Source organism: Solibacillus sp. GQ1, assembly GCF_059758555.1.
The window spans coordinates 1-18,701 of record NZ_JCAXEX010000009.1; the positions used below are offsets into that span (position 1 = coordinate 1).

At 41.5% G+C, this 18,701-nt stretch carries 18 protein-coding genes; 13 read left to right on the plus strand and 5 right to left on the minus strand.

All coding sequences use genetic code 11. From position 1 onward, the window contains the following. Window positions 1–94 precede the first annotated feature (94 nt). The 6 genes from AC6CH1_RS18720 (at window position 95) to tsaD (ending at window position 4,549) form a co-directional block, all read left to right on the plus strand. On the plus strand, window positions 95–1,186 hold the full coding sequence (locus AC6CH1_RS18720) for an NADH-dependent flavin oxidoreductase (protein ID WP_251691660.1): 1,092 nt from the start codon (window positions 95–97) through the stop codon (window positions 1,184–1,186). Window positions 1,187–1,335: 149 nt separating this feature from the next. Continuing rightward, on the plus strand, window positions 1,336–1,674 hold the full coding sequence (locus AC6CH1_RS18725; RefSeq protein ID WP_251691661.1) for a hypothetical protein: 339 nt from the start codon (window positions 1,336–1,338) through the stop codon (window positions 1,672–1,674). 265 nt (window positions 1,675–1,939) lie between these two features. Beyond that, window positions 1,940–2,392, plus strand: coding sequence for a tRNA (adenosine(37)-N6)-threonylcarbamoyltransferase complex ATPase subunit type 1 TsaE (tsaE, locus tag AC6CH1_RS18730; protein ID WP_427714244.1), 453 nt, complete (start codon window positions 1,940–1,942; stop codon window positions 2,390–2,392). Beyond that, entirely contained in the window at window positions 2,389–3,093 is a 705-nt protein-coding gene (gene tsaB / locus AC6CH1_RS18735; RefSeq protein ID WP_427714246.1) for a tRNA (adenosine(37)-N6)-threonylcarbamoyltransferase complex dimerization subunit type 1 TsaB, read from the plus strand. The genes tsaE and tsaB overlap by 4 nt, the downstream gene beginning before the upstream one ends. Continuing rightward, window positions 3,093–3,536, plus strand: coding sequence for a ribosomal protein S18-alanine N-acetyltransferase (rimI, locus tag AC6CH1_RS18740; RefSeq protein WP_251691668.1), 444 nt, complete (start codon window positions 3,093–3,095; stop codon window positions 3,534–3,536). Before tsaB ends, rimI begins: the two co-directional genes overlap by 1 nt. Next, window positions 3,536–4,549 carry a tRNA (adenosine(37)-N6)-threonylcarbamoyltransferase complex transferase subunit TsaD gene (tsaD, locus tag AC6CH1_RS18745; RefSeq protein ID WP_498318796.1) on the plus strand — a complete coding sequence of 338 codons (1,014 nt, stop codon included), beginning with the start codon at window positions 3,536–3,538 and terminating at the stop codon, window positions 4,547–4,549. Before rimI ends, tsaD begins: the two co-directional genes overlap by 1 nt. 575 nt (window positions 4,550–5,124) lie before the next feature. Here tsaD and AC6CH1_RS18750 read toward each other — a convergent pair. Continuing rightward, window positions 5,125–7,065 (minus strand): ABC-F family ATP-binding cassette domain-containing protein, encoded by a 1,941-nt coding sequence (locus AC6CH1_RS18750; protein ID WP_498318798.1) that lies wholly within the window; start codon window positions 7,063–7,065, stop codon window positions 5,125–5,127. Window positions 7,066–7,309: 244 nt separating this feature from the next. On the opposite strand from AC6CH1_RS18750, the gene AC6CH1_RS18755 reads away from it, so the two are divergent. The 3 genes from AC6CH1_RS18755 (at window position 7,310) to tatC (ending at window position 9,093) form a co-directional block, all read left to right on the plus strand. Then, window positions 7,310–7,945: a redox-sensing transcriptional repressor Rex gene (locus AC6CH1_RS18755; protein WP_251691674.1), complete on the plus strand. Its 636-nt coding sequence runs from the start codon at window positions 7,310–7,312 to the stop codon at window positions 7,943–7,945. Window positions 7,946–8,023: 78 nt separating this feature from the next. After that, the gene (tatA, locus tag AC6CH1_RS18760) at window positions 8,024–8,251 is read left to right on the plus strand and encodes a twin-arginine translocase TatA/TatE family subunit (protein WP_008408483.1); all 228 of its coding nucleotides are present in this window, start codon (window positions 8,024–8,026) and stop codon (window positions 8,249–8,251) included. A 17-nt stretch (window positions 8,252–8,268) separates the two neighbouring features. Further along, window positions 8,269–9,093, plus strand: a complete 825-nt coding sequence (gene tatC, locus AC6CH1_RS18765) for a twin-arginine translocase subunit TatC (RefSeq protein ID WP_251691678.1) — start codon at window positions 8,269–8,271, stop codon at window positions 9,091–9,093. A gap of 88 nt (window positions 9,094–9,181) precedes the next feature. On the opposite strand, the gene AC6CH1_RS18770 is transcribed toward tatC, so the two are convergent. Beyond that, window positions 9,182–9,910 (minus strand): CPBP family intramembrane glutamic endopeptidase, encoded by a 729-nt coding sequence (locus AC6CH1_RS18770; protein WP_498318800.1) that lies wholly within the window; start codon window positions 9,908–9,910, stop codon window positions 9,182–9,184. Window positions 9,911–10,187: 277 nt separating this feature from the next. On the opposite strand from AC6CH1_RS18770, the gene groES reads away from it, so the two are divergent. Together groES and groL are read left to right on the plus strand one after the other, a co-directional pair. Further along, complete coding sequence (gene groES / locus AC6CH1_RS18775) at window positions 10,188–10,472, plus strand: co-chaperone GroES (protein ID WP_008408486.1); 285 nt, start codon at window positions 10,188–10,190, stop codon at window positions 10,470–10,472. Between the two features lie 115 nt (window positions 10,473–10,587). Further along, the gene (gene groL / locus AC6CH1_RS18780) at window positions 10,588–12,219 is read left to right on the plus strand and encodes a chaperonin GroEL (protein ID WP_251691682.1); all 1,632 of its coding nucleotides are present in this window, start codon (window positions 10,588–10,590) and stop codon (window positions 12,217–12,219) included. Window positions 12,220–12,328: 109 nt separating this feature from the next. Here groL and AC6CH1_RS18785 read toward each other — a convergent pair whose 3' ends face one another. Then, window positions 12,329–12,475 carry a hypothetical protein gene (locus AC6CH1_RS18785; protein ID WP_498318801.1) on the minus strand — a complete coding sequence of 49 codons (147 nt, stop codon included), beginning with the start codon at window positions 12,473–12,475 and terminating at the stop codon, window positions 12,329–12,331. 128 nt (window positions 12,476–12,603) lie between these two features. Then, window positions 12,604–15,258: a beta strand repeat-containing protein gene (locus AC6CH1_RS18790; protein ID WP_498318822.1), complete on the minus strand. Its 2,655-nt coding sequence runs from the start codon at window positions 15,256–15,258 to the stop codon at window positions 12,604–12,606. A gap of 367 nt (window positions 15,259–15,625) precedes the next feature. On the opposite strand from AC6CH1_RS18790, the gene AC6CH1_RS18795 reads away from it, so the two are divergent. Then, on the plus strand, window positions 15,626–15,751 hold the full coding sequence (locus AC6CH1_RS18795; RefSeq protein ID WP_498318802.1) for a hypothetical protein: 126 nt from the start codon (window positions 15,626–15,628) through the stop codon (window positions 15,749–15,751). 261 nt (window positions 15,752–16,012) lie between these two features. Here the strand turns inward: AC6CH1_RS18795 and AC6CH1_RS18800 are convergent, their stop codons facing one another. Beyond that, window positions 16,013–17,101, minus strand: a complete 1,089-nt coding sequence (locus AC6CH1_RS18800; RefSeq protein ID WP_498318803.1) for a glycosyltransferase — start codon at window positions 17,099–17,101, stop codon at window positions 16,013–16,015. A gap of 139 nt (window positions 17,102–17,240) precedes the next feature. Here AC6CH1_RS18800 and AC6CH1_RS18805 point away from each other — a divergent pair, with 139 nt between their 5' ends. Beyond that, entirely contained in the window at window positions 17,241–18,614 is a 1,374-nt protein-coding gene (locus AC6CH1_RS18805; protein WP_498318804.1) for an S-layer homology domain-containing protein, read from the plus strand. The last annotated feature ends 87 nt before the right edge of the window (window positions 18,615–18,701 follow it).

The following is an 18,701-nucleotide window of genomic DNA, read 5'->3' on the forward strand; positions in this document are numbered from 1 at the left end:
TTAAAATGAATATTTAAAATTAAAGAGGACCTCTAACTTGAAAATAAAATACAGTTTCGTTAAAGTACATACATAGCAAAAGGGAGGAATTTTAATGAAAGCACTTTTTGAAAAATTTAAATTGAATGAACAGGTTGAACTACGAAATCGTTTAGTTATGGCACCTATGACAACCTACTCTGCAAATGAAGATGATACAGTTTCCGATGAGGAAATCACATATTATAAAGAACGTGCTGAAGGAGCTGGAATGATCATTACAGCATGCGCATATGTTGCAGCAAACGGTAAAGCATTCCCAGGACAAATTGCCGCACATGAAGATCGTTATATTCCAAGCTTGCGAAGAATTGCACAGGCTATTCAACAAGGCGGTGCTAAAGCTGTTTTACAAATTCATCATGGCGGTCGACAATCACTTCAACATCTAGTACCAAATGGAGATGTTGTAAGTGCGAGTGTTGCTGTTACAATTGAGAAAAAAGAAGCTCGTGCATTAACTCTTGAAGAAACTAAAGAGATGGTTAAAGCATATGCGGAAGCCACAAGAAGAGCAATTGAAGCAGGTTTTGACGGCGTTGAAATCCATGGTGCAAATACGTATTTGATTCAACAGTATTTCTCTGCCTTTACAAATAAAAGAACAGATGAATACGGCGGGACATTTGAAAATAGATTGCGTTTCCCATTGGAAGTGGTAAATGAAGTAATTAAAGTTAAAAACACATATGCAGATGAAAAGTTTATCGTCGGTTACCGTTTCAGCCCGGAAGAGCCTGAAGAAGATGGTATTACAATGGATGATACAGTCAAATTAGTAGATGAATTAGCGAAAACAGCGCTAACATATTTGCATATTTCACTTGGAGATTTCAAATCCGAAACACATCGTTATGAAAACGGTCAACAAAACCGTATTTCTGTAATTCACAGCTTATTAAATGGACGTAAACCGTTAATTGGTGTCGGATCAATTTATACTCGTGAAGAAGCAGAACAAGCATTACAGTTAGGTGCAGATTTAGTAGCACTTGGTCGTGCTCTGTTAATTGAGCCGCATTGGGTGGAAAAGGTATACAATGAGGAAAACGTTGTAACAGCTTATGATGAAAAAATTGATACTGTAATTCCTGGTCCTTTAATGGAGAAGATCCTGTCAAGACCAGGTTGGATTCCGGGTATATAAGGCAGTAAAGATTATTAAAGAATATAAAAATTTAAGCTTATTTAAATAGGGAGGATGCGAATACGTTCGTATTCTCCTTTTCCTCTTGGTAATGTTTGAACCGTTTAATTTAGGGAATGGTTTCATAAGGATATTGAGGGGGGATACGAATGAATAAAAAGGCTTTTTATGTCTTCCTGTCTATTTGTCTCGTTATGTTGCTGACAATGCTAATAACAGCTTGTCAGGATGAAGTTTTAGAGATAGAGGAAAGTAATACATATGTTTGGCAAAAATACATGAATGAAGAAGAATATGAAGAAGTAAAAGAAGGGATGTCTTATTTAGAAGTAGTCCGCATTTCAGGAGGGGCCGGTCAGGAAGTAGAAAACGGTACTTATGAATGGAACGACGAAATTCTGCTGACGAAAGGATATCGCTTAAAATTTGAGAATGATGTATTGGTTAAAAAAGAAGTTGTGGAACGTAAAGGTAAGTCAAAGCGTTAGGATCGGCAAAAAATGTGGTTAAGCATGGGGATGCTCATAGTATTTCTCCAATAGCCTAAACAATCTCGAGAATGAAAATCAAATAAAGGGAAGTCCGAAAACATTCACTTTTTCTTAGAAAAGATGAGTGTTTTTCTTTTTTTCACAGCTACTTTATATTAACGTAGTTGAGTAAGAACCAATCTAAAAGTGATACATTTTGAACAATTGCTTCAGTTCAAGTAAACTAGAGATAATGGATTTTTTTGTGGAAGGAAGCAATCAAATGATATTTGAAAAAGATGTAAATACGCTGGAAGAAACGCAAGCGCTTGCGATGAGACTGGCAGACTTAGTCGAGCCACAGTATACGATTACCCTTGAAGGTGATTTAGGTGCTGGCAAAACGACATTTACACAGAGCTTTGCAAAAGGGCTTGGCGTAAAAAGAACGGTCAATAGTCCAACATTTACGATTATGAAGCAATATATAGGACGTATTCCGCTTAATCACCTGGATGTATATCGTCTGGAAGATAGCGATGAAGATTTAGGCTGGGAAGAAATTTTTTATGGAGATGCTGTAACAGTTGTGGAATGGGCACATCTTATACAGGAAGATTTACCTGAAGAGCGTTTAGCAATTGAAATTACACGCATCGATGAAACGAAACGCAAATTTGTATTGAAACCGATAGGCGAAAAGTATGTTCGTCTTTGTGAGGAGTTATTAAAATGATTTGGTTAGGAATAGAGACAGCAAATGCACCGCTTTCTGTCGCCATAGTACAAGATACTAAAGTAATTGCAGAAGTCGTGCAAAATATAAAATTGACACATTCAGTTGGTGCAATGCCGGCAATTGAAGAAGTTATAAACAGAGCAGGCTTAAAACCGGCACAAATTGACGCGATTGCCGTTTCAGAAGGTCCCGGCTCTTATACAGGAGTCCGTATTGGTGTCACTATTGCCAAAACTTTGGCCTGGTCATTGCAAAAGCCATTGGTTGGCGTATCAAGCTTGAAAGCACTGGCTGCAAATGCCCGTGTTGCAAACTTTGCAATTTGTTCATTAATCGATGCCCGTCGTCAAAATGTATATGCCGGTGTTTATGAATCAGATACTATGGAGCCGATTGTTGAAGATTATCATGATCATATCGACGGGTTATTACAGAAGCTTCAGCAATTAGAAAGACCAATATTGTTTGTCGGAACAGATGTCGATTTATACATGGAAAAAATTCAGCAAGTATTAGGTGATTCCGCTATCCGTGCGCCATATACAATGAATTTACCGCGTGCATCCGAACTAATTGCTTTAGCACAACAAATGCCATTACCGACAGTTGAGGCAGTCCATGCTTTTGTTCCCCAATATCGCCGTATTGCAGAAGCCGAAGCGAATTGGATAAAGGAACAGAAAAAGGAGCAACTTTAATGGTACAGTATCGCAGAATGACAATAGATGATGTTAAGGCTGTTCATAAAATTGAGCTTGCAACATTTCCTACACCATGGACATTGGATTCGTTTTATTACGAAATGACCGAAAACCAATATGCCCATTATTTAGTGGCGGAAGACGAGAACGGCGAAATTATCGGTTTCTGTGGAATTTGGCTTGTTATTGATGCAGCACAGATTACAAACGTAGCGGTTGTACAATCTGTACGTGGTCAAGGCATTGGTGAGACACTTATGCGTGAAGCGATGCGAGTAGCAAAAGAAGCAAATATGGACGTCATGAGCTTAGAAGTACGTGTAACAAATACTGTTGCACAAAATTTATATCGCAAACTTGGTTTCCAAGATGGAGGACTTCGTAAAGGCTACTATACGGATAACCAGGAAGATGCGTTAGTAATGTGGGTGAATTTATAATGGATAACTATATATTAGCAATTGAAACTAGCTGTGACGAAACAGCAGCAGCCATTATTAAAAATGGCACAGAGATTATTTCGAATGTTGTATCATCACAAATTGAAAGCCATAAGCGTTTCGGCGGGGTTGTCCCGGAAATCGCATCACGTCACCATGTTGAACAAATGACAATTGTTTTAGAAGAAGCATTAAAGCAGGCAAATATGGAACCGAAAGAATTAACAGCTGTTGCCGTAACTGAAGGACCAGGACTAGTGGGTGCTTTGTTAATCGGTATTAATGCGGCTAAGGCTTTCGCTTTTGTACACGGTTTGCCATTAATCGGGACACATCATATTGCCGGGCATATTTATGCAAATAATCTAGTACAGCCAATGGAATTTCCACTGTTGGCACTCGTTGTTTCAGGTGGACATACAGAGCTTGTCCTAATGCGTGAACATGGTTCATTTGAAGTTATCGGTGAAACACGTGATGATGCTGCAGGTGAAGCATATGACAAAGTAGCGCGCGTATTGAATATGCCATATCCGGGTGGTCCTCATATTGACCGACTTGCACATGAAGCGACAGAAGCCGTTCCTTTCCCGCGTGTATGGTTGGAGGAAGATTCATACGACTTTAGCTTCAGCGGCTTGAAATCTGCAGTGATTAATTATAAACATAATTTGGATCAGCGCGGTGAAGAAATTATTCCCGAAAATGTTGCAAAAGGCTTCCAAGACAGTGTAGTAGAAGTATTGACAGGTAAGACAGTACGAGCAGCTCGTGAATTTCAGGTAAAACAAGTAATTGCAGCTGGCGGTGTATCAGCCAATAAAGGACTACGTACAGCGTTGGAACTTGCGTTTAAAGAAGAAGGTATTCCATTTTATGTACCGCCTTTAAAATTATGTACAGATAATGCTGCAATGATTGGTGCAGCTGCATATGAAATGTATGAAGCAGGGGTTCGTGGTAATTTAGCTATGAATGGGCGACCTGGGATGGAGCTCTTGAGCTGGAAATAGGGTATATAAGCATGGTGAAAAGATGTAGCAGTACATCCTTTTCTCATGCTTTTTTTGTATAGAAAATAATTTTTTCTTAATTTGTTTTCTTTCAATAATATAAAAAAGTCGAATCTAGTAATTTATGATGGATAAATCTCATTTATAACAAGTTTTTATTGACTGTTCAACTTTTCTGAAAATTATCCACAGATAAAGTTAAATACCCACAAAAAAACTTGCGAACATGCGTACTTATACACAAACTGTGTATAACTTGTGGGTAACATGTGACTTATCTATATATAGTAGTGTCTTTTTCACACAGCAATGTGTATAACTTAGATTTTAAATGTGGATAATGTGGAAAACTATGTTGATATGTTGATATTACTAGATTTATATTGTGAATAAAATTGTGGAGAAATTTGTAGAAATTTGGCGTATTGACCTATATATATGATTATTATGTAGACAGGGTGATAGAAAGGTTTAGTATTATACAATAACAATACAATAAATATGTTTCTGTAGAAAAAGACTTTTCGTGTACATATAAAAAAGGAGTGTCCATATGTTGATGGACACTCCATAAATTATAGCTGTTCAAGCTCTTCGTTTAGTTCAAGCCATTCCATTTCAAATACTTCATGCTGTTCTTTAACATCATTCAGTTCAGATTGAATTGTTAATGTTTTTTCATGATCCGAATATATGTCAGGATCACAAAGTTGTTCTTCAAAGATGGCAATTTTCTCATCTAAAGCGCCCATTTGCTTTTCAATATCTTCAATTGCACGACGAATTTGACGTTCTCTTTTTTTCGCATCCTTATCAATCATCGATGTGGTCTTTGTTTGAACAGTCGATTCAGCTGAATTTTTTTCAATTGCTGCGGCTTTCATTGCAGCTAATTCTTCAAGCTCCTCTTTCTTTTCCACATAGTAATCATAGTCACCTAAATATTCGAAAGAACCTGTGCCTGAGAGTTCAACGACTTTAGTAGCGATACGATTGATAAAATAGCGGTCATGCGAAACGAATAGCAGTGTACCGGGATAATCAATTAAGGCATTTTCCAGTATTTCTTTACTGTCCAAGTCTAAATGGTTTGTCGGCTCATCAAGTACTAGGAAATTTGATTTTTGCATCATTAATTTAGCAAGTGCAAGTCGCGCCTTTTCTCCACCTGATAGGGAGTTTACTGTTTTTGATACATCATCTCCACTAAATAGGAAGCGACCTAAAATGTTGCGGATATCCTTTTCATTCAGTAATGGCCATTCATCCCAAAGCTCACTAAGTACAGATTTATTTGAATGAAGCTTCGCCTGCTCCTGATCATAATAGCCGATTTGAACATTCGTACCGTAACGGATATCCCCGGCCAGTGCCTCGATATCTTGAACGATTGTTTTCAATAAGGTAGATTTCCCCACACCGTTTGGACCGACAAGTGCAATACGATCTTCTCTAAAGACGCGCATCCCAATATTTTGGGAAATAGCCTTGTCCGTAAAACCGATTGTTAAATTATCCACCGACAGCACGTCATTTCCGCTTTGGCGCTCAATTGTAAAGCCGAAGTTGGCACTCTTTTCATCGCCATCAGGAGATTCCATCCAACTTGTCTTCTCCAGCACTTTACGACGCGACTGGGCCATCTTTGTAGTTGAAGCTCGGGCAAGGTTTTTTTGGATAAACGTTTCGAGTTTGGCCTTTTCATCCATCTGACGCTCATACATTTTTAAATCACGTTCATAGTTTTTCGCCTTTTCATCTAAATAGGCACTATAGTTCCCTACATACTTCGACACTTTTGTACGAGACACTTCGTAAACAATCGACACGACCTGATCTAAGAAATAACGGTCATGCGAAACAATTAAAATCGCGCCATCATAACCTTTTAAATAGCCTTCCAGCCAGGAAAGTGTTTCAATATCCAGATGGTTGGTCGGCTCATCTAAAATAAGGAGGTCAGGCTTTGACAAAAGAAGCTTAGCGAGGGCTAGGCGTGTCCGTTGTCCGCCGGATAGAGAGCGAATCGGCTTTTGATAATCTTCAGGGAAAAATTGCATCCCATGTAAAACAGAGCGGGTATCGGCTTCATACTGGTAACCGCCTGCATCTTTAAAGTCATGCTGCAACTGATCATATTCCGCCATAATGCGTGCATACTGTTCGCTATCTTCATATATTGCAGGATCGGCCATTTGCTGTTCAAGTTGACGCAACGTTTTCTCCTGATTTTGCAGGTTTACGAAAATTGTCATCATTTCGTCCCAAATCGAAAGTTCAGAGTCAATGCCTGCATGCTGCTCTAAATAGCCGACTTGGATATCTTTTGGAATAATAATTTCACCAGAGTCATAGCTCATTTGTCCGGCAATTATTTTTAATAACGTGGACTTGCCGGCACCGTTTCGTCCTACTAATGCCACACGATCACGGTGCTGTACTTCTAATTTTACACCGCTTAATATTTCATCTGTAATAAAGGATTTATATAATTGATTTACTTGTAAGACAATCATGTTTACACCTCAGTTTCTCCTATTTAGTTTAATGGATGGGAACATTGTACGCAACGATGGATACTTTACTTGTCGCTCCTTGTTTAGTAAGATTAACTTGCTTCTGCACAAAGAGTGGAGTTCATGTTAAGCGTGTCATATCGCTTGGCGACAACTATGTGATTAAATCATGTTGGTCATCCTCGACAGGTTATACGGGGCATTATTTGAAAAAGATTTCCAAATGTACATAGGAGGAGAATGTGTGAAACAAGAAGTAAAAATTCCACAAGCAACAACAAAAAGACTTCCTCTTTATTATCGATTTTTAAAAAACTTCGCAACTGAAGGTAAAAAGCGTATTTCTTCACAGGAATTAAGTGATGCGATGAAAATAGATTCGGCTACGATTCGACGTGACTTTTCTTATTTTGGAGCACTTGGTAAAAAGGGATATGGATATGATGTCCAGTATTTACTCGAATTTTTCCGTCAAACTCTGGACCAGGACGAGGTGATGAATGTTGCATTAATAGGGGTCGGGAATCTGGGAAATGGCTTACTAAAATATAACTTCCAAAAAAATCATAACACGCGTATCGTTGTTGCATTTGATACGAAGGCACCGATGGAAGGAACGACGATCAGTGATATTCCAGTATTCCATCCAGATCGTTTGGAGGAAATGTATGAGGAATTTGGCGCGGAGTTAGCAATATTAACGGTTTCATCCCGCTCAGCACAAATGATGACAGACCGACTCGTTAAAATAAATGCAAAAGGTATATTAAATTTCACACCAGTACGATTATCTGTTCCCGATACGATTAAAGTGATGAACATTGATCTATCGGTAGAACTACAGGCTCTTACGTATTTAGTGCGAAACTCAGGTAAGTAATAAAATGTTCATTACTATAAATAGCATATTCTAGTTAATTAATGTAAAATATACATAATAATAGAGGAGGTGGCTATAGTGATAGTACATCTAAACGCGATTACACCTGTGAGCCTGATTATCATTGGACTGATTGCTTTGTTAATATTCGGACCCAAAAAATTGCCATCATTAGGTCGTGCGATGGGGACAACTTTACGTGAATTCCGTAGCGCTACTAAAGGCTTGACGGATGACGATGACGATTTCGATACAAAGAAAAAAGTGATTGAACATAAAGAGAACGAAAAAAACGAAGTAAAGTAAAATAAGGATGTCTTGCTATGAATTCAAGAGAATTAACCGTAGTTGAACATATGGAAGAGCTTAGAAAACGCCTATTTTTCGTAGCGATTTTCTTCGTGATGGCTCTTTTCATCGGTTTCTATACGGCGAAACCACTTATTCGATACATTCAACGCAGTGATCTAGCTGCCAGTTTTTCAATGAACGCATTTAGTCCGGCAGATCCTTTAACCGTTTATTTACAAGTTACATTTATTGTAGCTGCCGTTATTGTATCTCCATTATTGCTTTACCAGCTATGGGCGTTTATAACACCTGGTTTGCATGAGGCAGAACGTAAGGCAACATTGAAATATATTCCGTATGCTTTTGTACTGTGTATAGGGGGAATAGCCTTTGCTTATTTTGTGTTATTTCCATTTATAATGCGCTTTATGACGGATTTATCCAATGATTTGAACATTACGCAAACAATCGGTATTAATGAATTCTTCTCATTTCTAATTAAGTTAATTGTACCCTTTGCGGTGCTATTTCAATTGCCTGTTGTTACACTGTTTCTTTCTCGTCTCGGAATCATCAGCCCGAAGCTTATGGTGAAATTTCGAAAATATGCCTATTTTGTATTGATCGTAATTTCGGTATTGCTGGCACCGCCTGATTTAGTATCGAATATCATTATTGCGATTCCGCTATTTGTTTTATATGAACTGAGTATTGTCATTGCACGTCTCGGTTATCGAAAATATGAAGTGGCTGAAAAAGAACGCATATTAGCAGAAGAAGAACGTGAACGTGAACTGCAAGTAGAGGAGCTACTTGAAATGCAGCGTAGGCAAATGGAACAGATGAATAATAGTTAACGTAACGCTATCGAACGAGGTAGCGTTTTTTTATTTTCTATATATGGGGGAATATAAAAAACCCGCTATTCTATATAGCGGGCAAAAGTTATATTTGAAACTTATCGGCATTCATTTGGATAAATGTGACGAAACCATTCAATAGAATATGGGCGATAATCGGTGTGAGAAGACGCTTTGTTTTATGGTATAAAAATGCGAAGATCATACCGCATATTGTATACAATAAAATGTGCGTAAAATCCATATGGATCGCAGCGAATACAATTGCACTAATTATGCTCGCAATCCAGAAATTATAGTTTTGAATAATCGATCCGAAAATAACACGGCGGAATACAAGCTCTTCCAAAATCGGTCCTAAAAAGACAGTAGCAAGGATCATAATCGGTGCTACCTTTGTGACCCCCATAATTGCTTCCGTATTTTCAGAGCCCATATCAATTCCAAGTGCGAGCTCGATGTAGGCGCCGATTGTCTGCCCTAAAAAGACTAGGAAAAAACCGATGATCCCCCAACCGATAGAAGCTCCAATTGATGCTTTTTCTCCTTTAAACACTTCCCAGAATTGCTTATTGCGGGAGATTAATATAAAACTCACAATAAAGGCAACCGCAAATGATATAGTTGACCACCAAGCAGATAATTTTATAAGTTTATCCTGCTCAGATATACCAGAAAATAATTGTAAAAGGGAATCTTTTAAGCCGGGAATGAATATAAGTAATAAGACTGATAACTGACAGATGATATAAGTTAGTAACACATAAAATGCGGTCTTCTGCGTTTTGAACTTATCTGATGAACGGGAAGTCACGAATGAAAAACCTTCTTTCTCTTAAAGACTAGTAGAATTACACATCCCAAAACGCATGAGGAATGCTGTATCTTCTATTATAGAATTTACTATGGGCTCTTATGAATGCCCCACAGTTATACATTAAACATTATTGTAGAGGAATTTGCCAATAAATCAAAATTTTTTTGGTGCACATACTTGCAAAAAAATATGGAATTCTTTAAACTAATAAATGTGTTAGCACTCGACAAACGAGAGTGCTAAAAATAGAAAATTTTTTAGGAGGTTGTTTCTATTGTTAAGACCATTAGGAGATCGCATCATTATCGAACTTGTTGAGGTAGAGGAAAAAACAGCATTTGGTATTGTTTTACCCGACTCAGCAAAAGAAAAACCACAAACAGGTAAAGTTGTGGCAGTAGGTACAGGTCGTGTTCTTGACAACGGCACTCGTCTTGAGCTTGACGTAAAAGAAGGCGACGAAATTATCTTCTCTAAATTCTCTGGTACGGAAGTTAAGTACGACGGCGTAGAATATTTAATCCTACGTGAGAGCGATGTACTTGCAATTGTCGGATAATTACAAAATCAAAAGAAAACTGCAGCTAGTTATACATATTAATCTTTGCTAGCTGCACATCTTCATAAACAATAAATTAAAAAATAGATCGTAAATTTTAGGAGGAAAATGAATTATGTCAAAAGATATTAAGTTTTCAGAAGAAGCACGTTCATTAATGGCAGCTGGTGTAGATAAATTAGCTAACGCTGTAAAAGTAACTTTAGGACCTAAAGGGCGTAACGTTGTTTTAGAGAAAAAATTCGGTTCTCCACTTATTACAAATGACGGTGTATCAATCGCAAAAGAAATTGAATTAGAAAACGCATATGAAAATATGGGTGCAAAATTAGTAGCAGAAGTAGCTTCTAAAACAAATGAAATCGCGGGTGACGGTACAACAACAGCTACAGTTCTAGCGCAAGCAATGATTCGCGAAGGACTTAAAAACGTAACAGCTGGTGCAAACCCTGTTGGTATTCGTAAAGGTATGGATAAAGCAGTAGCAGCAGCATTAACAGAGTTACAAACTATTGCTCGCCCGGTAGAAAACAAAGAATCAATTGCACAGGTAGCAGCAATCTCTTCATCAGATGAAGAAATCGGTCAATACATTGCAGATGCGATGGAGCGCGTAGGAAACGACGGCGTTATTACAATTGAAGAATCAAAAGGCTTTACAACCGAATTAGATGTTGTAGAAGGTATGCAGTTTGACCGTGGTTATGCATCACACTACATGGTTACTGATACAGATAAAATGGAAGCGGTACTTGACAACCCATTCATTTTAATTACTGACAAAAAAATCTCAAACATTCAGGAGATTTTACCGGTATTAGAGCAAGTCGTTCAACAAGGTCGTCCAATTTTAATTATTGCTGAAGATGTTGAAGGTGAAGCACTTGCAACTTTGGTAGTAAATAAACTACGTGGTACTTTCAACGCAGTAGCAGTTAAAGCTCCAGGCTTCGGTGACCGTCGTAAAGCAATGTTAGAAGATATTGCTGTATTAACTGGTGGTCAAGTAATTACACAAGATCTTGGTTTGGATTTAAAATCAGCTGATTTATCATCTTTAGGTCGTGCTGCTAAAGTTATCGTATCAAAAGATAACACAACAATTGTTGAGGGTGCTGGTAACACAGATGCAGTAGCTGGTCGCGTTAACCAAATCCGTGCACAACTTGCTGAAACAGCATCAGAATTCGATAAAGAAAAATTACAAGAGCGCTTAGCTAAATTAGCTGGTGGTGTTGCAGTTATTAAAGTTGGTGCTGCAACAGAAACAGAATTAAAAGAGCGCAAATTACGTATTGAAGACGCATTGAACTCAACTCGTGCAGCAGTAGAAGAAGGTATCGTATCAGGTGGTGGTACAGCACTTCTAAATGTATACGCGGCAGTTGAAAAAGTATTGGATCAAGTAGAAGGCGATGTAGCAACTGGTGTACGCATTATTTTACGTGCATTAGAAGAGCCAGTTCGTCAAATTGCTGAAAACGCTGGTTTAGAAGGTTCAATTATCGTTGACCGTTTAAAACGCGAAGAAGTAGGCATTGGTTTCAATGCGGCAACAGGCGAGTGGGTAAACATGGTTGAAGCGGGTGTAGTTGACCCAGCAAAAGTAACACGTTCAGCATTACAAAATGCAGCTTCAGTAGCTTCACTGTTCTTAACAACAGAAGCAGTAGTTGCAGACATCCCAGAACCAGCAGGCAGCGGTATGCCGGACATGGGCGGCATGGGTATGCCAGGAATGATGTAATTACTAGTTAAACTAGTAATTGTAAAAATGAAGACAAAAAAATGCCACTTCTCAAGTTTTCTTGGGAAGTGGCATTTTAATTTCTCTGTATAAAATGTCTATTCAGCCTCTAAGAAATTCGGTGACAGGACCATACAATACCAGTAGATGAAGCGCCTGTTCCTCCTAAATTAAGAGTTAATGATAAACCGCCAGATTGATAATGCAAATCAATAGTATCCCCGGCAGTTAACTGTGCTTCCCCCGTCAATGTCACGGTTCCACTTCCTAATATAGCTCTTAAAGTTAATAATGTTACAGCTATATTTAAAATCGGGAACAGACCGCTAATTATATTAGAAGAAGTGTTTCTTCTAATTTCAAATGCAGGATTAATCCCAGCTCCTATAGAAAGGCTAACTGCAGCAGTAGTGGAGTAGTTAATTGTGGCCTCAAATACATACCTTCCTGTTGCAGGAACAGTAAATATGCCAGTAGTAGGGTTAAATGCCGTGTTGTGAAATATGGTGCTGCAACGCTCCAGTTGTTGATTGTGGTAGATCCACTAACTGTTAAATTATTCCTGAAAGCTGAAAACCCTTCTGTGAATACAGGACCTGTTGGCCCAGTAGGTCCAGTACCGCCAGTAGGACCGGTACTGCCAGTGGGACCAGTAATCCCAGTTGGCCCAGTAGGTCCGGTACTGCCAGTAGCACCGGTAATTCCAGTTGGCCCAGTAGCCCCCGTAGAACCAGTTGATCCAGTAAGTCCGGTAGCGCCAGTAGCGCCGGTTGCACCGGTAGGCCCAGTGTCGCCAGTAGCACCAGTTGTTCCAGTAGGTCCGGAAGCACCTGTTGGCCCGATTTCGCCGGTAGCCCCCGTTGCTCCGGTAGGCCCAATCTCGCCAGTAGCCCCTGTAGAACCAGTTGCTCCAGTAGGCCCGATCTCACCAGTAGGTCCGGTTGCTCCGGTAGGTCCAGTGTCGCCAGTAGCGCCGGTAGCCCCAGTAGGCCCGATCTCTCCAGTAGCGCCGGTTACTCCGGTAGGTCCGATATCGCCAGTAGCGCCTGTTGCTCCGGTAGGCCCGGTAGCCCCCGTAGAACCAGTTACTCCGGTAGGTCCGATGTTGCCAGTAGTCCCCGTTGCTCCAGTGGGACCGGTGTCGCCAGTAGCGCCGGTTGCTCCAGTAGGCCCGATGTCACCAGTAGGCCCGATGTCACCAGTGGCACCAGTAGCTCCGATTGTTCCAGTAGGACCGGTATCGCCAGTAGGACCGGTTGCTCCAGTAGGCCCAATGTCACCAGTAGCGCCAGTTGTTCCAGTAGGACCGGTTGCTCCGGTAGGCCCAATCTCGCCAGTAGCCCCGGTTACTCCGGTAGGTCCAGTGTCGCCAGTAGCGCCCGTTGCTCCGGTAGGCCCGATGTCGCCAGTAGCGCCCGTTGCTCCGGTAGGCCCGATGTCGCCAGTAGCGCCGGTAGCCCCTGTTGGTCCGATGTCGCCAGTAGCCCCGGTTATTCCGGCAGGTCCGGTAGCCCCTGTAGAACCAGTTGCTCCGGTAGGCCCAGTATCACCGGTAGCCCCCGTAGAACCAGTAGCTCCAGTAGGTCCAGTGTCGCCAGCAGGTCCGGTATCGCCAGTGGCCCCCGTTGCTCCGACAGGTCCGATGTCGCCAGTAGCCCCCGTTGCTCCAGTAGGTCCGGTATCACCAGTAGCACCAGTTGCTCCGGCAGGTCCGATGTCGCCGGTAGCGCCCGTTGCTCCGGTAGGCCCAGTGTCGCCAGTAGAGCCGGTTGTTCCAGTAGGACCGGTAGCCCCTGTTGGTCCGATTTCGCCGGTAGCACCCGTTACTCCGGCAGGTCCAATGTCACCAGTAGCGCCGGTTACTCCGGCAGGTCCGATCTCGCCAGTAGCACCCGTTGCTCCGGTAGGCCCAGTGCCGCCAGTAGTGCCGGTTGTTCCAGTAGGACCGGTAGCCCCTGTTGGCCCGATTTCGCCGGTAGCACCCGTTACTCCGGCAGGTCCAATCTCTCCAGTAGCGCCGGTTGTTCCAGTAGGCCCGATGTCGCCAGTGGCACCAGTGTCTCCGGTAGGCCCGATCTCCCCAGTAGCCCCCGTAGCGCCGGTTGCCCCAGTAACTCCGGCAGGTCCGATGTCGCCCGTAGCGCCCGTCGCCCCAGCAGGTCCGGTATCGCCAGTGGCCCCCGTTGCTCCGACAGGTCCGATGTCGCCAGTAGCCCCCGTTGCTCCGGTAGGTCCGATATCGCCAGAAGGCCCGGTAGCCCCGGTAGAACCAGTTGCTCCTGTAGCTCCAGAAGGTCCAGTGTCGCCAGTAGCGCCGGTTGTTCCAGAAGGTCCGATAGCACCTGTTGGCCCGATTTCACCGGTAGCACCCGTTGCTCCGGTAGTCCCAATCTCTCCAGTAGCACCTGTTGCTCCGGCAGGTCCGGTAGCGCCAGTAGCGCCGGTAGCTCCGGTAGGCCCAGTGCCGCCAGTAGTGCCGGTTGTTCCAGTAGGACCGGTAGCGCCAGTAGAGCCGGTTGCCCCAGTGGGTCCGATCTCGCCAGTGGCACCCGTTGCTCCGGTAGGCCCGATGTCGCCAGTAGCACCCGTTGCTCCGGTAGGCCCGATATCGCCAGAAGGCCCGGTAGCCCCGGTAGAACCAGTTACTCCAACTGGTCCGATGTCGCCAGTAGCCCCCGTTGCTCCAGTGGGACCGGTGTCGCCAGTAGCGCCGGTTGCTCCAGTAGGCCCGGTGTCGCCAGTAGCGCCGGTTGCTCCAGTAGGCCCGATGTCGCCAGTGGCACCAGTGGCTCCGGTAGGCCCGATCTCCCCAGTAGCCCCCGTAGCTCCGGTAGGTCCAGTGTCGCCAGTAGCTCCAGTAGGTCCAGTAGGTCCAGTAGGTCCAGTAGGTCCAGTATCACCAGTTACTCCGGCAGGTCCGATGTCACCAGTAGCACCCGTTGCTCCGGTAGGCCCGATGTCGCCAGAAGTGCCCGTTGTTCCAGTAGGTCCGGTAGCACCTGTTGGCCCGATGTCGCCGGTTGCCCCTGTTGGTCCGATGTCGCCAGTAGCCCCTGTAGAACCAGTGGCTCCGGTAGGCCCCGTATCGCCAGTAGCACCGGTTGTTCCAGTAGGTCCAGTACCACCAGTACCACCAGTAGCACCAGTCGTCCCAGTAGGTCCTGTATCCCCAGTAGCGCCAGTTGTTCCAGTAGGTCCGGTATCGCCAGTAGCGCCGGTTGCTCCAGTTGCTCCGGTAGCCCCTGTAGAACCAGTAGGTCCAGTATCACCAATAGCCCCGGTTACTCCGGCAGGTCCGGTATCGCCAGTCGGCCCTGTTGGCCCAGTAGATCCGGTAGGTCCAGTGTAGCCAGTAGCCCCCGTTGCTCCGGCAGGTCCGATTTCCCCGGTAGCCCCAGTAGGCCCGATGTCGCCAGTAGGGCCACCAGCAGGACCAGTAGCGCCAGTAGGCCCAGTGGGACCAACAGGACCGGGAGGACCAGTAGGACCGGTTATACCTGTATTACGCCCACAGTATGGAGAACATTTATGATAAGCCCCGCAACAATTTAAATAGCCTTGGTTGTATTTCCTTATGTCGAATTCCATATAATGCCTCCTTTACATAGGTAGTTATTATTAAAAATATTATTTCAAAATAATATATTCGAAAATATATATAGTAGTTATGACAATGAACTATAAAAACCGGAAATAACTTTTGTAAAAGAGGTTTATATTAGAACAGTAAAATTGAAGACAGCAATATTTTAAAATGCAGATTCTTAAAAAATTTAAATAAGACAACTCCATTTTAAGGTTCTAAGGAATGGTTATTTTTTAAAATCTTATTAAAGTACTTTTGGTTAAACAGTATTCTTTCATCATTTGGTTTGAAACTTCTTGCTTTTTCATTGTGGAAATATGCTAACTCGTATTGCTGTAACCGGTCATAGAGGACGCATAATTGTAGATGAGGGAGCCATGTAGTATAGGTGTTATTTTTAAAAGGGGAATTAGGCGGGATTTTTACTGTTAACGCTTGCTTATACCAATAGATCGCTGCTTTGTTTTTGGATTGTTCCATAAAGTGAAAGCCTAATCGACAGCATGCTTCAGGTCTGGGGATATCGTACTCAAAACTTCTCAAAACAGAAGTGATTTTATTTTCATCATCTTTAATAGCTGCATAACAATCAGAGAGTTTATAACAAGCTTGAATACAGTCCTCGACCCAACCTAAATTTGTAGTTAAAAACTGCTCATAATAGTAAATGGCTTCTTCATAAATCTGGTGGTCTTTAAGTTCATTTGCATAATAATAAATATCGCGAGGTGATAATTCCTTTCCATCACGGATCAACTTCTTATAAATTTCAATATTGCGATGTGTATCGTGGGAAAGGGGGAGGTGACTAATCCCAATGTCACTGTCTAAAATTGTTCCGTAAACTTCTAAATATTCATGTACAGCCCCAATCCACTGAAAGTTTTTTTCGCGTTTTACTAAGCGGTTTCTTCTTATTAAAGAAGCTATATTTCCATCATCATTAAAACTTAAATAATAATTCATTGAGACGACATCGGTTTCAGGATCGAGAGTATTTTTTAGTGATTTAAACTTTGCATGTTCTTCAATGGTAAGAGTGTCATCTGCATCCAGCCAAAGAATATAATCTTTCGTTGCTTGCTGGAATGAAAAATTCCGTGCTGCGGCAAAGTTGTCAATCCAATTAAAATCAAACACTCGATTTGTGTATTGTTGTACAATTTCTTTTGTATTGTCTGTAGATCCCGTATCCACAATATTAATCTCGTCCACTAAATCTTTTACCGAATCTAAGCAGCGGGCAATCACGGCTTCTTCATTTTTGACAATCATACATAAGCTAATTGAAATCATTTTCTATCCTCCAAAAGTTGATCTTCTAATATATGTGAAAGTAGTATTTCAGGCATAACCTCTTTGTTTTAATAATATTTTGTATTTTAATAACTCATAAATTATAATATGGAAGGGTTCCAAAATAAGGGGGAATTGGATGAAGAAATTTTCGGTATTACTGACATTAGTACTGGTTTTACAACTCGTTTTACCATTAACAAATATAGTGCAGGCAGAAGATGAAAGTAAGTCGCTTTATTATGTAGCACTTGGTGACTCGCTGGCAGCGGGAATGAATGAAAACGGTGAGATTGGTTTTGGTTATGCAGACTTACTTGCTAAAAATTATCAAGAGCAGAAAAGTGAAGTTATATTCAATAAAGGGTTTTCTTATCCAGGATTTACAACAGTCGATGTGTTAAAGGGTATTGAAGAAAACGTAACTAAGCCTATATACGATTTAAATGGTGTTTCGCAAAAGACAGTAGCAATCAAGGATGCAATACAACAGGCAGACCTAATTACATTGAGTGTAGGAGCAAATGATATTTTGAAAAATGTAAATCGCTCTGAATCCGGTGAATTTAGCTTTGATACTGCAGGTGTTATTAAGAGCATTCAGGATGTATCAGTGAATTATAAAAAGATTTTCGACAGCATTTATAAAATTAATCCCGAAGTTGATATGATTGTGATGGGTCTTTACAATCCGTTTCCATATATCGAAGATCCGGCAGTTCAAAAACAGTTAAGCATGCTAGTAACGACTTTGAATAATTCAATGAAGAGTATTGTAGAAAATAATGGTGGCATATTTACTGAAGTAGCTGCACAGATCGCTACGGATGCAAAAACGTATTTACCGAACCCTAAAAATATTCATTTAAGTGAAGCGGGTTATCAAGTTGTAGCAGATGCGATGATGAATGATTATTTGAATGCCTTGATGAAAGAGTCAGAAGAAGATCCTACGGAAGGCGAGATTGTTAAAGTGCCATTTACTGATATTCAAAACCATTGGGGTAAAGATTATATTGATGTTGCCTATGCAAAAGGTATTATGAATGGGTATGAGGATGGTACATTCCAGCCGAATGCCAACATGACGCGTGCTCAAGTAATATCTGTCATTTCACGGGCCTTTGGATTAACTGCAACAAACAAAGCCCCTTTTAAAGATATTAGTCATTATGCACAGCAAACTCAAAATGGAATTGCCGCTGCATATGAAGCTGGCTTAATAAAAGAAAATAACGGGTATTTTAATCCACAAGGTAAAATTACACGTTCACAGTTAGCATTGATCCTAATGCGTCTTTCAACTGTTCAAGCAGGTCAGCAATATATACCTGCAAAACAGGCACCTTTCCATGATATTGCGAACTATGATCGTGAAGCACAGTTAGCAATTACATTTTTATATGATACGGGCGTAGTACAGGGAACAAGTGCTACAACATTTTCACCTAAAGGCAATGTAACACGTGCTCAAGTGGCGAAAATTTTAGTGCTAGCAATAAATGAAAAATAAAAAAACAAGCGTTAAATGGACGGGGATCCATTTAACGCTCGTTTTTTGCTGACGAGTAAACAAAAGCAAACTCGTCTATATCATTGC